At 67.3% G+C, this 13,433-nt stretch carries 11 protein-coding genes; 7 read left to right on the forward strand and 4 right to left on the reverse strand.

Annotated elements, in window-relative coordinates:
* The first annotated feature begins 162 nt into the window (after nucleotides 1-162).
* Nucleotides 163-1,227 carry a 2-isopropylmalate synthase gene (locus JL37_RS21810; RefSeq protein WP_043546685.1) on the forward strand — a complete coding sequence of 355 codons (1,065 nt, stop codon included), beginning with the start codon at nucleotides 163-165 and terminating at the stop codon, nucleotides 1,225-1,227.
* Here JL37_RS21810 and JL37_RS21815 read toward each other — a convergent pair.
* Nucleotides 1,148-2,038 (reverse strand): LysR family transcriptional regulator, encoded by an 891-nt coding sequence (locus JL37_RS21815; protein ID WP_197064643.1) that lies wholly within the window; start codon nucleotides 2,036-2,038, stop codon nucleotides 1,148-1,150. The two genes, JL37_RS21810 and JL37_RS21815, sit on opposite strands and share 80 nt — an antisense overlap.
* 105 nt (nucleotides 2,039-2,143) lie before the next feature.
* On the opposite strand from JL37_RS21815, the gene JL37_RS21820 reads away from it, so the two are divergent.
* Entirely contained in the window at nucleotides 2,144-2,689 is a 546-nt protein-coding gene (locus JL37_RS21820) for a GNAT family N-acetyltransferase (protein ID WP_043546687.1), read from the forward strand.
* Nucleotides 2,686-3,861: an MFS transporter gene (locus tag JL37_RS21825; protein ID WP_043546688.1), complete on the forward strand. Its 1,176-nt coding sequence runs from the start codon at nucleotides 2,686-2,688 to the stop codon at nucleotides 3,859-3,861. Before JL37_RS21820 ends, JL37_RS21825 begins: the two co-directional genes overlap by 4 nt.
* Nucleotides 3,862-3,873: 12 nt before the next feature.
* Here JL37_RS21825 and JL37_RS21830 read toward each other — a convergent pair whose 3' ends face one another.
* From JL37_RS21830 to queC, 3 genes are read right to left on the reverse strand one after another with little or no spacing between them, the layout of a single operon-like run.
* On the reverse strand, nucleotides 3,874-4,467 hold the full coding sequence (locus JL37_RS21830) for a hypothetical protein (protein ID WP_043546689.1): 594 nt from the start codon (nucleotides 4,465-4,467) through the stop codon (nucleotides 3,874-3,876).
* Nucleotides 4,464-5,765, reverse strand: coding sequence for a YcxB family protein (locus JL37_RS21835; protein ID WP_156124355.1), 1,302 nt, complete (start codon nucleotides 5,763-5,765; stop codon nucleotides 4,464-4,466). The genes JL37_RS21830 and JL37_RS21835 overlap by 4 nt, the downstream gene beginning before the upstream one ends.
* 40 nt (nucleotides 5,766-5,805) lie before the next feature.
* Nucleotides 5,806-6,525: a 7-cyano-7-deazaguanine synthase QueC gene (gene queC, locus JL37_RS21840; RefSeq protein ID WP_043546691.1), complete on the reverse strand. Its 720-nt coding sequence runs from the start codon at nucleotides 6,523-6,525 to the stop codon at nucleotides 5,806-5,808.
* 193 nt (nucleotides 6,526-6,718) lie between these two features.
* On the opposite strand from queC, the gene ppc reads away from it, so the two are divergent.
* The 4 genes from ppc (at nucleotide 6,719) to JL37_RS21860 (ending at nucleotide 13,418) form a co-directional block, all read left to right on the forward strand.
* Nucleotides 6,719-9,568: a phosphoenolpyruvate carboxylase gene (ppc, locus tag JL37_RS21845; RefSeq protein WP_043546693.1), complete on the forward strand. Its 2,850-nt coding sequence runs from the start codon at nucleotides 6,719-6,721 to the stop codon at nucleotides 9,566-9,568.
* Between the two features lie 501 nt (nucleotides 9,569-10,069).
* Complete coding sequence (locus JL37_RS21850) at nucleotides 10,070-11,005, forward strand: 3-hydroxyacyl-CoA dehydrogenase family protein (protein ID WP_043546694.1); 936 nt, start codon at nucleotides 10,070-10,072, stop codon at nucleotides 11,003-11,005.
* Between the two features lie 180 nt (nucleotides 11,006-11,185).
* Entirely contained in the window at nucleotides 11,186-12,526 is a 1,341-nt protein-coding gene (locus JL37_RS21855) for a short-chain fatty acid transporter (protein WP_043546695.1), read from the forward strand.
* 163 nt (nucleotides 12,527-12,689) lie between these two features.
* Complete coding sequence (locus tag JL37_RS21860) at nucleotides 12,690-13,418, forward strand: SDR family NAD(P)-dependent oxidoreductase (protein ID WP_043546697.1); 729 nt, start codon at nucleotides 12,690-12,692, stop codon at nucleotides 13,416-13,418.
* The last annotated feature ends 15 nt before the right edge of the window (nucleotides 13,419-13,433 follow it).

Consider the following 13,433-nt stretch of genomic DNA (forward strand, 5'->3'; position numbering starts at 1 on the left):
CGCGGGCGCTGCGACTAGCGCGCGGTTGCCGGGCCTTGCGCTCCGTGGCCGCCCGGCAGCCCTGGGCCCCTTACGGGTCCTGACGCCACCTCCCCTGACTTGGCCGTTCCGCCCTGGACGCGGGCGGCCGATACGCGCCGCGCTCCGCGGCCGGAGGTTTCCATGCTCGACCAGCCCCAGCACAAATACCGCCCCACCCTTCCCTTCACCCGCGACTATGTCGAACGCACCTGGCCGTCGCGCCGGCTGACGGCGCCGCCGATCTGGATGAGCACCGACATGCGCGACGGCAACCAGGCCCTGATCGAGCCCATGGACGCGGCTCGCAAGCTGCGCTGCTTCGAACAGCTGGTGGCCGTGGGCCTGAAGGAAATCGAGGTGGCCTTCCCCTCGGCCTCGGACACCGATTTCAACTTCGTCCGCAAACTGATCGAGGAACGGCGCATCCCCGAAGATGTGACCATCGAGGTGCTGACCCAGTCGCGCCCGGACCTCATCGAACGCACCTTCGAATCGCTGCGCGGCGTGCCCCGCGCCATCGTGCACCTGTATGCGCCCATCGCACCGCAATGGCGCCGCATCGTGTTCGGCATGAGCAAGGCCGAGATCAAGGAGATCGCGCTGGCCGGCACGCGGCAGATCCGGGCGCTGGCGGACGCGCACCCCGAGACACAGTGGATCTACGAATACTCACCCGAGACCTTCAGCCTGGCCGAACTGGAATTCGCGCTGGAGATGTGCGATGCGGTCAGCGCCGCCTGGGGCCCGACTCCCGAAAGCAAGATGATCGTCAACCTGCCGTCCACCGTGGAATGCACCTCGGCCAACGTCTACGCCGACCAGATCGAATGGATGCACCGCCACCTGGCGCGCCGCGACAGCATCATCCTGAGCGTGCATCCGCACAACGACCGCGGCACGGCCGTGGCCTCGGCGGAGCTGGCGGTGCTGGCCGGCGCCGACCGAGTGGAAGGCTGCCTGTTCGGCAACGGCGAGCGCACCGGCAACGTGGACTTGGTGACGCTGGCCATGAACCTGGACCTGCACGGCATCCGCAGCGGCCTGGATTTCTCGAACATGGCGGACGTGCGCGCCTGCATCGAGGCCTGCAACCAACTGCCGGTGGACGTCTTCCACCCCTATGCGTTCACCCACGCAACGCCAGCAGCGAATCCTGCAGATGCCTCAGGCCCCGGCTTAGCGGCTTATCCCTGCGCAGCACGATAGCCAGACTGCGCGACAGGCGCGGAGCCAGCGCCCGGACCTCAAGCGCCGGGCGCTGGCCGGCGCCCGATACCGACAGCCTGGGCAGCACCGCGCAGCCCAGGCCGGCCCCGACGATTTCCTTCATGGCTTCGGTGCTGCCCAGCTCCATGACCGGCTTGGCGGCGACGCCCGCCGCCTCGAACCAGTCATCCACCAGCCGCCGGGTGCGCGCGCCGGGTTCGAACAGCACCAGCGGCAGCCGCGCCAGCGCCTGCGGCGTGGCGGCAGCCGGGATAAGCGACGGGTCACCGGCGGGAAAGATCGCCACGAACTCGTCTTCCAGCACCGGAGTCACCTGGAACATTCGGCCCGGCGCCGGCAGCGTAACCAGCCCGATGTCCAGCGTGTTGTTCTCCAGCCCGCGCAGCATGTCCGCGGTATTGCCCGTGCTGGCGACGATATCCAGCGCCGGAAAGCGGCGCCGCAGGTCGGCCAGCAGCGGCGGCAGCAGGTAGGTGCAGGCGGTGGCGCCCGTTCCCAGCCTGATGCGTCCGGCCACCTGGGAGGCGTGCGCCGTCATGGCGAGCTCGGCCTGCGCCAGCGCGGCGTCGATGATGCGGACGTGCGCCAGCAGCTCCATTCCGGCCGCGGTGGGGCCGGCGCGGCGGCCGACGCGCTCCACCAGCTTCAGGCCGAAGCGCCTTTCGAGCTGGCGGATCTGCAGGCTGACGGCGGGCTGGGTTACCCCGCCGCGTTCAGCCGCCGCGGAGAAACTGCCCAGCTCGATCACCTGCGCGAAGGTGCGCAATTGGTCCAGATTGAGGCCACGCATCGCCATAATCCAAAGTTTTACTTATAAAAATCATAATAAACCAAAGCTTTATTAATAGATTGGCTTGCGCGACACTGGCGGCTCGCTCCCTCCCTCGTTCCTTCCATGCCATCCAACGCCACCACCGTGCTCATCCGCGACAGCGCGCCAGCCGACCTTCCCGCCATCAAGGCCATCTACGCCCACCACGTGCAGCACGGCACGGCCTCCTTCGAACTGGAGCCCCCGTCCATCGAAGAGATGCGCCAGCGCCGGGCCGCCGTGCTGGAAAAGGACATGCCCTACCTGGTGGCCGAGATCGCCGGCGAGATCGTGGGCTACGCCTACGTCACGCCCTACCGCCCGCGCCCGGCCTACCGGCATACGGTGGAGGATTCGGTGTACGTGAAAGCCGGCCGCTCCGGCTTGGGCATCGGCGGCAGGCTGCTGGCGGAACTGATCGCCCGCTGCACCGCCGCCGGCTGGCGGCAGATGCTGGCGGTGGTGGGCGACAGCCGCAATGCGGCGTCGCTGGCGGTGCACGCCCGCCAAGGCTTCCATCCCGTCGGCACGCTGCGCTCCGTGGGACACAAGCATGGAGAATGGCGCGACACGGTGCTGATGCAGCGAGCATTGGGCGAGGGCGACGCGACGCCGCCGCAGCGGCCGTGATCGCGCCCCGCGCCATTGTCTGCCTGGGCCTGACCCAACTGGTCGGCTGGGGCGTTACCTTCTATCTGATCGGCGCCCTGGGCCCGGCCATGGCGGCCGACCTGGGCTGGAACGCCGCCGCCATCTACGGCGGCTTCTCGGCGGCCATCATAGTGATGGCCATGGTGTCGCCGCTGGCCGGCAAGGCCGTGGACCGCTGGGGCGGGCACCGCGTCATGCCCGCAGGCGCCGTGGTGGCCGCGCTGGGCTGCGCGGTACTGGCGGCCGCGCACAGCCTGCCGCTCTACTACGCGGCATGGATCCTGCTGGGAATCGGCATGCGCCTGTGCCTGTACGACGCGGCTTTCGCGTCCTTGGCCCGGGCGGCCGGGCCGACGGCGCGCCGGCCCATGTCCCAGATCACGCTGTTCGGCGGCCTGGCGTCCACCGTGATGTGGCCGGTGGGCCATGTGCTGGCGGACTGGTTGGGCTGGCGCGGCGCGGCGCTGGCGTACGGCGCCCTGGCGCTGGGCACGCTGCCGCTGTACCTGGCGCTGCCGCGCGAGCGCTACGCCGCCCCCGCCGGCAGCAAGGACAAGACCTCCACGGGCCTGGCCCGCAGCCCCGCCGAACGCCGCCTGGCGGGCGCGCTGTACGCGGTGATCGCCATGCTGACCAACTTCCTGGCGGCCGGCAACGCGGCGCACCTGATCTCGCTGCTGTCCGGCCTCGGGCTGGCCGCGACGGCGGCCGTCAGCGTCGCCGCGCTGTGGGGAGTGGGCCAGTTCGCGGCCCGGCTGGCCGATGTCGCGCTGGGATCGCGCCTGCATCCGCTGACCCTCACGCTGGCCGTCGCAATGGTGCTGCCGCTCTGCTTCCTGCTGGCGCTGCTGTCCGGCGGCAACCTGTATGCCACCGCTGCCTACGCCCTGCTGTACGGCGCCTGCAACGGCCTGATGACCATCACCCGCGGCACCTTGCCGTTGGCGCTCTTCGATTTCCGCAGTTACGGCGCGCTGGTCGGCGCCCTGCTGATTCCCAGCTTCCTGCTGACGGCCACCGCGCCGGTGGCCTACGCCTATTTCGTGCAAGGCCACGGCGCGCGGGGCGCGATGGCTGTTTCCGTCGGCCTGGCCGCGACCATCTGCGCGGCGGCCTTCGCGCTGAGATGGAAGTTCATCGCGCGTTGCTGAGCGGCACGCGCCTCAATGCCGCGCGGCGGCCTTCGCGTTCGGCTGCATGCGCTGCATGATCTGCAGGCCGCTCGCATGGCGTTCTTCACCGGTCTCGCAGGATTTGCAGATCACGCCGACATAGCGGCCGTCGATGACGGTTTCGGCATACAGGCCCGACTTGTAGTTGTACCGAGCGTCCGTCTCGACCCGATACCAGTCCCGATCGCCGATGCGCACGCGCTCCAGCGGCTTGCGGATCTCGGCATCGGGGCTGGTCGCGCGCAGCACGGCGCGCAGGCGGGAATAGCGCTTGAGCGGCGAGGCGTACATTTCGCGCAGCTTGCCGGCATCGTCGTCGCCTTCCATCTGCTCGTCGCGAGTCAGGATGGTACAGGTCTCTTGCGTCTCCTCGCAGGCGTCGCTTTCGCAGGCGAACTGCACCCGCCGCAGGCCGCTCTTTGAAACAACGCCTTCCGGCGATCCGTCCAGCGCCCAGCCTTCGGGCAGCACGACCGAGAGCCCGGGCGGCATGACGACGGTCTCGGCCGACGCGGTCTTCGTCAGCCCTGAAACCGCCAGCGCCGCGCACAGCGCGGCAAGGTGAATGGCGCCCCGTCTGCTCATGCGTTTTGCCCCGTCCGGAGGGCGTCCTCGCCTGCGCGGCGGCCGATGACGCGTTCGATTATGGACAGATTGTCGTCGTCGAGCACGCGCAAGGGCAGGAACAGGGGTTCGTTTTCCGGCCGGAAAGCGATCAGATGGCTGTCTCGGCGCTCGATGCCGTCGAAGCTGGCCATGTCGAAGGTGCTGCGCCAGCCCTCCTGCCGAATGTCGAGCCTGTCCTCGTAGAGCCGTACCTCGCAAGCTTCGGCCGGCACCTGCTTCTGCAGCCGTCGCGCCAGCGTCCATGCGTGGCGGCGCTGCGCCCAGGGCTGCAGCACGATGATCACGGCGAGCAGCGCCCAGAAACCGATCGCATACTGCCAAAAGGTGCTCGCGAACATCTCGATGAAGAGCGGAAATGCATAGCGGAACGGCACCCGCTCAGGATCCAGCAGCCAGAGAAAGCAAAAAAACAGCGGAACGATGAGCGCGGTCAGCAGGAAGGCCAGCGCGAAGCCACGGCGACGGCGGCGCCGCATGCCGGGACGTTCCATTTGCCAACCGAGCGCGATGGCGCGGTCTTCTTCGGTGAACGTGAACCGGGATGCCAGCAGCGCTTGCGGGTCGGAGGCCGCCCCCTCTTCCGACGGGCCGTAAGCCGGTACGCCGGCGCCGGCATGGCAGGAAGCGGCCCATCTCTTGATATGCGCGACCTGTTCGGCAGACAGGACGCGCAGCGGCAGGGCGTAGGCGTCCTCGATATTCCTGAGCCGGATGTAGAGATGCGCGGGGCCTTCCGTAACGCCCACGATGCGCGAGCACGCAAGAACGGTCGTCCGTCCTGGCTGGACCACGGTCAGGCCGTCCGGCTCGAAACGATAGGTCACGGAGACGGCTTGGTCGAGCTGCTCGTCGCGGCACCAGCGCCTCAGGCGGCCGCGAACGAGCGCGGGCTGGATCGCGTAGTAGGCCAGAACGGGGATGACGATGAACAGAATGGCGAGGCCGCCCAGGCCGAACAGATCGTTGAAAAAGCGGGAGGCAAAGCCGTCGACGCCCAGCCGCGCGCTTTTCTGCCAGGAGGAGACTCCGATCATCACCAGCAACAGCACCACCACCCATGCAAGCATGTGCAGCGGACGCCGCCGCGCTGCCGAAAATAAGTCGGAATAGACGAACTGCGCCGCCGCTACCCGAACCTGGAGGTCGATCGGAGCCACAATCGAGAAAGCGCCGGCCGGTTCCGGGCCTGTGTTCCCGGCGGTGATTCCGCCGCGCGGTGTCTGCCCCCCGTTTCGGACAACGCCCTCATCAAGCATATGGTCTCCATGGTTGTCGACTGCTTACGGCCGAGCCGCCTCAGCCCTCGGCGGCGGAAGCGACCACCCATTTTTCCCAGCCGATCTTCCGGAGCTTGCAGGCCGGGCACTCGCCGCAGCCGTAGCCCCAATCGTGACGCGCGCCGCGTTCGCCCAGGTAGCAGGTGTGGCTTTCCTCGACGATGGTCTCGACCAGCGCGTCGCCGCCCAGCCTGTGCGCCAGCGCCCAGGTCTCAGACTTGTCGATCCACATCAGCGGCGTCTCGATCGTAACCCGGGATCCCAGCCCCAGCCCCAGCGCCACCTGCTGCGCCTTGATGGTGTCGTCGCGGCAATCGGGGTAGCCGGAAAAATCCGTTTCGCACATGCCGCCCACCAGCACGTCAAGCTGGCGGCGGTAACCCAGGGCGGCGGCCAGTGTCAGGAACAGCAGGTTGCGTCCGGGCACGAACGTATTGGGCAGGCCGTTGGCCTGCATCTCGATGGCGCGGTCGCTCGTCATGGCCGTGTCGCCCACCTGGCCCAGCACCTTCAGGTCCAGCAGATGATCTTCGCCCAGGCGCGGCGCCCAGTCGGGGAAATTCTCGCGGATATCGCGCAGCACGTTCAGGCGCGCGGACAACTCGATGTGATGGCGCTGCCCATAATCGAACGCCACGGTTTCCACATGGGCATACCGGTCCAGCGCCCAGGCCAGGCAAGTGGTGGAGTCCTGGCCGCCCGAAAACAGCACGAGCGCGCGACGTTGATGGTTTTGCATAGATGGGGCTTTGGGGAATGAGAGGGAAGCGGGGCTTGCTGTAGCGTAAACAGGCCCTTAGCGAACTTTAACGCAGCCCGGGCGCTTTGCCGTAAGGAAGCCTGCGTAAAATCGATCAGGTTTTATTTACGGTTTACCTGCAACGCCCCTTACTCACCCTTGCCCTCCAGCAGCCCGACGGATCCCCCGCCCGATGAAAGCTATCCGCCAGCAGTCCGATTCCGCAGAACCCTTGCGTCACGATATCCGGCTGTTAGGCCGATTACTCGGAACCGTCATCGAGGAATGCGAAGGCAAGCGCGTCTTCGACACCATCGAGACCCTGCGCCGCACCGCCGTCAAATTCCGCCGAGAAGGCAACGACGCCGACGGCAAGCTGCTGGAGCAGCGCGTCAAGCGCCTGCAGGGCAGCGACCCGAACTCCGTCGCCCGCGCTTTCAGCTACTTCCTGCACCTGGCCAACATCGCCGAAGACCGCGACCAGAACCGCCGCCAGCGCGCCCGCGCCATCGCCGACGGCTCTCCGGCGCGCGGCAGCCTGCGCGAAGCCGTGCAGGCGCTGGGCCGCCATGGCGTGGGCGTGGCGCGCATCCGCCGCCTGCTGGCCGATGCCTGCGTGATGCCCGTGCTCACCGCCCACCCCACCGAAGTGCAGCGCAAGAGCACGCTGGACGTGCACCGCGAAATCGCCGCCGCGCTGATACAGCGCGAAGGCCCGCTCACCCCGGAAGAACTGGCCGACCTGGACGCCTCGCTGCTGGGCCGCGTGGCCACGCTGTGGCAGACCCGCATGCTGCGCTATACCCGGCTCACGGTGGCCGATGAGATCGAGAACGCCCTCTCGTACTACCGCAGCACCTTCCTGCAGGTCATTCCGCGCCTCTACGGGGACCTGTCCAAGCTGCTGAACCGCGAATCCGCCAAGCCCTTCGCCCCCCCGCCCCCGCCGCTGGAGCCCTTCCTGCGCATGGGCAGCTGGATCGGCGGCGACCGCGACGGCAACCCGAACGTGGACGCCAGCACCCTGGAGCGCGCCCTGCTGCGCCAGGCGACCGTGCTGTTCGAGCACTATCTGCAGGAAGTGCACGCGCTGGGCGCGGAACTGTCCGTCACCACCTTGCTGATCGCCGTGGACGCCGAACTGCTCGCCCTGGCCGAGGCCAGCGGCGACGACTCGCCGCACCGGCGCGACGAACCCTACCGGCGCGCGCTGGTCGGCGTGTACGCCCGGCTGGCCGCCACCGCGCAGCGCCTCACTGGCCAGGACCTGGCGCGGCGCAGCACCGTGGCCGCGCCCGCTTACGACACGCCCCAGGAACTATCCACCGACCTCGCCACCATCGCCGCATCCCTGGCCGCCCACCACGGCTCGCCCATCGCCAAGCTGCGCCTGGCCGGCTTGCAGCAGGCCGTGGAAGTCTTCGGCTTCCACCTGGCCACGGTCGACCTGCGCCAGAGTTCCGACGTGCACGAGCGCGCCCTGGCCGAACTGTTCGCGCGCGCCGGCGTGCAGCAGGACGGCAAGCCGCTGGACTACCTGGCGCTGGACGAGGACGAGCGCGTGGCGCTGCTGCGCGCCGAACTGGCGCAGGCCCGCCCGCTGGCTTCGCCGTGGATCGCCTACAGCGAAGACACCACGCGCGAACTGGCCGTGCTGCGCGCGGCCGCCGCCGGCCGGGCCCGCTACGGCAAGCAGGCCGTGCGCCAGACCATCGTGTCGCATACCGAAACGCTGAGCGACCTGCTGGAAGTCATGGTGCTGCAGAAAGAGGCCGGCCTGATCGCGCCCGCCGGCCAGGAGATCACGGCCGAGGACGGCCTGATGGTGGTGCCGCTGTTCGAAACCATTCCCGACTTGCAGCGCGGCGCCAGCATCATGGCGGCCTGGCTCGACCTGCCGGAAATCCGCCAGCGCGTGAAGCTGGCGCAGAACGGCGCGCAGGAAGTCATGCTGGGCTATTCGGACAGCAACAAGGACGGCGGTTTCCTGACGTCCAACTGGTCGCTCTACCAGGCCGAACGCGCCCTGGTCGACGTGTTCTCGGCCCGCCACGTGCGGTTGCGCCTGTTCCATGGGCGCGGCGGCTCGGTGGGGCGCGGCGGCGGCTCGAGCTTCGACGCCATCCTGGCGCAGCCGCCGGGCACCGTCGCCGGCCAGATCCGGCTGACCGAGCAAGGCGAAGTCATCCAGAGCAAGTACAAGGACGCCGAGGTCGGGCGCTGGCACCTGGAGCTGCTGGTCGCGGCCACGCTGGAGTCCAGCCTGGCGCCGCGCGCCGAGGCCACCAGCGCCGAAGACGCGCACATGGCCCATCACGGCCCGGCCATGTCCTTCATGTCGGAGGCCGCGCAGCGCACCTACCGCGGACTGGTCTACGACACCCCCGGCTTCTCCGACTATTTCTTCGCCGCCACGCCCATCAGCGAGATCGCCGGCCTGAACATCGGGTCGCGTCCCGCGTCGCGCAAGAAGGGGCAGCACATCGAAGACCTGCGCGCCATCCCATGGGGCTTTTCCTGGGCGCAATGCCGCCTGATGCTGACCGGCTGGTACGGCATGGGGTCGGCGATCGAGGCCTATCTGGAAACCGGCGCCCCCGACGCTCCTCGTTCGCGCCGTGGCCGCCTGGCCCAGCTGCGCGAAATGGCGCGCGACTGGCCCGCCTTCCGTACCCTGCTGTCGAACATGGAAATGGTGCTGGCCAAGTCCGACCTGGCGATCGCGGCCCGCTACGCGCAGCTGGTGCCGCAACGGGGCCTGCGCGAACGCATTTTCGGCGCCATCAGCGCCGAGCATGCGCGCTCGCTCTCCATGCTGAAGCTGCTGACCCAACGCGAACTGCTGGCCGACAACCCCACGCTGCAGGCCTCGTTGCGCGAGCGCTTCGCCTACATCGACCCGCTGAACTACCTGCAGATCGAACTGATCCGCCGCCACCGCGCCGCGCAGAGAAATCCGCAGGCAGAAGTCGACAAACGCGTGCAGCGCGCGATCCACCTGACGATCAACGGCATCGCCGCGGGGCTGAGGAATTCAGGGTAAAAGGCAGGAATGTGTGGGTGTCAGACACTTACTAGAGTGCCCCCGGCGTCAGGCACCAGGCCCGCGCGCAGTGTCTGACACCCCTACGGCAAGCCGCCACAAGCTCGCGGCAACCTTTCCCGGGTGTCAGACACTTACTAGAGTGCCCCGCGTCAGGCACCCGGCCTGCACGCAGTGTCTGACACCCCTACGGCAAACCGCCACAAGCTCGCACCAACCTTTCCCGGGTGTCAGACACATGCCTCATCGACGGCTGTCAGACACCCGCCCTCCCCACACGCGTCCACCAGACGAACACCCATAATCCCCGATTTGTCCACTCCCAGCGACTTTTAGTACTATCTCCTTCATAAATTCTATATACGCACAAATGTTCGTATATAGAACAAAACGATTTTTCTGGCCAGGCGCACAGGAAGGCACACCCGGAAGAAGACAGAAAGCATCCTGGTTCCGCGCGTGCCCGCCGCAAGCCCGGCGTGTCAGCCCAAGCGAACCATCATGGATACTCCCCTCAAGAATCTCGCCATCGTCGGCGCAGGCGCCATGGGCAGCGGCATTGCCGCGCTCTTTGCCTCGAAGGGACTGAATATCGTCCTCATCGACCCGATGGAAGGCGCCCTGGAGCGCGCGCTCCAGACGATAGATCGCCAGCTGAACGTCTACGCGCCGGGCCGGGTCCAGGAAGCCATGCAGCGCATCCAGGTATCCCCCGGCCTGGAAGCCGCCTGCAACAGCGATCTCGTCATCGAAGCCGTGCCGGAAAACCTTGAACTCAAGCGCGGCCTGTTCGCCAAGCTCGATTCCCTCTGCCCCACGCATACTCTCTTCGCCACCAACACCTCCGGCCTGTCCATCAACGCCATCGCCAGCGCCGTGGTGCGCCGCGACCGCTTCGTGGGCACCCACTTCTTCACGCCCGCCGACGTCATCCCCCTGGTTGAAGTCGTCCGCAACGACGACACCTCCGAGGACACCGTGGCGCGGGTGATGGCCACGCTGCGGTTCGCCGGCAAGCGGCCCGTGCTGGTGCGCCAGGACATCCCCGGCTTCATCGCCAACCGCATCCAGCACGCGCTGGCCCGCGAGGCCATCTCGCTGCTGGAGAAAGGCGTGGCCAGCGCCGAGGACATCGACGAAGTGGTCAAGTGGAGCCTGGGCATCCGCCTGGCGCTGTCCGGTCCGCTGGAGCAGCGCGACATGAACGGCATCGACGTGCACTACGCGATCGCCAGCTATCTCTACAAAGACCTGGAAAACCGCACCGAACCGTCCGAGCTCCTGAAGAGCAAGGTCGAAAGCGGGCAGATCGGCGCCAAGAGCGGCCAGGGCTTCTACACCTGGAGCCCCGAACGCCGCGAGCGCGTGCTGCGCGAAAAGAGCGCCTCGCTGGGCGAACTCGCGGCCTGGCTCAACAGCAAGGCCGGCGGCTCCTGACGGCAGAGCCACCAAGAATTCACTACATAAGGCGCGGGGCTTTCCGCCACCAGCGCCAGCGGGCCACGAGCCCAACCACACAAAGAAAACCAATCGTCCCACCCGCCCCCGCCGGCACCCGGCGCCGGGCGGCGCAAGACACGAGAAAACTTAGCCTTACCGGAGTTTGTTGGAGGCACCATGAATAAACTGGCTTCATTCTTCACGGAGCTGATGCGCAAGTATCTGCCCGATCCCTTCGTCTTCGCGATCGCGCTGACCTTGCTTACCGTGCTTCTGGCCATGGGCGTCGAAGGCAAGGGCCTGGGCGACATCACCCGCGCCTGGGGCAATGGCTTCTGGAGCCTCCTGGCCTTCACCACCCAGATGGCCGTGATCCTGGCGATGGGCTACGTGCTTGCCACCGCGCCGCTCACCGACCGCATGCTCAACCGCATCGTCAGCCACGTGCACAAGCCGCACACCGCCATCATCGTGGCGACGCTGGTTGGCGGCATCGGCAGCTACCTGAACTGGGGCTTCGGCCTGGTCATCGGCGGCATCGTCGCCAAGAAGCTGGCGCTGAAGGTCAAGGGCGTGCACTACCCGCTGATCATCGCCGCCGCCTATAGCGGCTTCACCATGTACGGCCTGGGCCTGTCGGCCAGCATCCCCGTGCTGGTGGCCACGCCCAACCACCCCACCGCCAAGCAGATGGGCACCATCCCGCTGTCGGAAACCATCTTCTCGGTGCCCATGCTGATCACCAGCCTGGTCATCATCGTCACGCTGCCGCTGCTCAACGCATGGCTGCATCCGAAGAAGGGCGAGAAGGTCATCGAAGTGGACCCGGCCATCGACCGCGACGCCGCCTCGTCCAACGCCGCCGAAGACCTGCTCGAAAAGGGCACCCTGGCCTCCCGCCTGAACAACAGCCGCATCCTGAGCCTGCTGATCGGCGCCCTGGGCGTGGCCTACGTGGTCTTCCACTTCATGGACGGCGGCTCGCTGGACCTGAACCTGATCAACTTCATCATCCTGTTCCTGGGCATCATCCTGCTGGGCACGCCGGCCGCCTATGTGGCCAAGCTGACCGAAGGCATCAAGACGATCTCGGGCATCATCCTGCAATACCCCTTCTACGCCGGCATCATGGCCATCATGGCCGCGTCCGGCCTGGTCACCACGATCTCGCAGGTGTTCGTCGACGTCGCGACGCCCGAAACCCTGCCGTTCTGGGGCCTGATCAGTTCCTTCGTCATCAACTTCTTCGCGCCCTCGGCCGGCGGCCACTGGGTCATCCAGGGCCCGTTCATGATCGATGCCGCCAAGGAAATCGGCAGCGCGCTCAACCAGACCACCATGGCCGTCATGCTGGGCAATGCCTGGAACGACCTGGTGCAGCCTTTCTGGATCCTGCCGGCGCTGGCACTCTCCAAGCTGAAACTGCGCGACGTGATGGGCTATACCGTCATCATGATGCTGTGGGTGGGCGTAATCCACATCACCGCCGTCCTCCTCTGGGGCTACCTGACGCATTAGGCCCCCCGTACGCGCTTACGCGCGCCCCCCAGGGGGCGACACCTGCAGACCGGCAAAGCCGGATCTAGCGGTGTCCCAGCCGGGGAAGATGTGGAAGTATCGGGATGATGGCGTGCTAGCCGAGGCTGAGGCTGGAATTTGGAAACTGGAACGGGAAACTGATATGAGCAAACCTACTGCGTATCTCGTGACCGGCGGCAGCGCCGGGATTGGGGCGGCGATCGTCCGCATGCTGCTGGAGGCCGGGCACAAGGTCGTGAACATCGACTACAAGCTGCCCGAGAATCCGCCGGCCGGGCTGGTGTCGTATCAGGCCGACCTAACCGATGAGGCGCGCACCAAGGAAGTCGCCGCCGAAGTGACGGCGGCCTACAACATCGTCGGCCTGGTGAACAACGCCGGGGCGACGCGTCCGGGCACGGCGGACACGGCCACGCTGGCGGACCTGGACTACGTGGTGAACCTGCACCTGCGCACAGCGCTGATCCTGGTGCAGGCCGCCCTCCCCGCCATGCGGGAAGCCGGCTTCGGCCGCATCGTGAACATGTCCTCGCGCGCCGCGCTGGGCAAGCCGGACCGCGTCGTCTATTCCGCCACCAAGGCCGGCCTCGTCGGCCTGACGCGCACGCTGGCCATGGAGCTGGGCGGCGACGGCATCACCGTCAACGCCATCGGCCCCGGCCCCATCGCCACCGATCTGTTCACCAAGAGCAATCCCGCCGGCGCCCCGCAGACCGAACGCATCATCAACAGCATCGTGGTCAAGCGCCTGGGCACGCCCGAAGACGTGGCCCGCGCCGCAATGTTCTTCCTGTCCCCGGACAACGGCTTCGTCACCGGCCAGATGCTGTATGTCTGCGGCGGGACGACGCTGGGCGTCGCCCCCATCTAAGGCCGGCCTACGCCG

The organism is Achromobacter sp. RTa (genome assembly GCF_000757485.1).
Classification (GTDB): Bacteria; Pseudomonadota; Gammaproteobacteria; order Burkholderiales; family Burkholderiaceae_B; genus Achromobacter.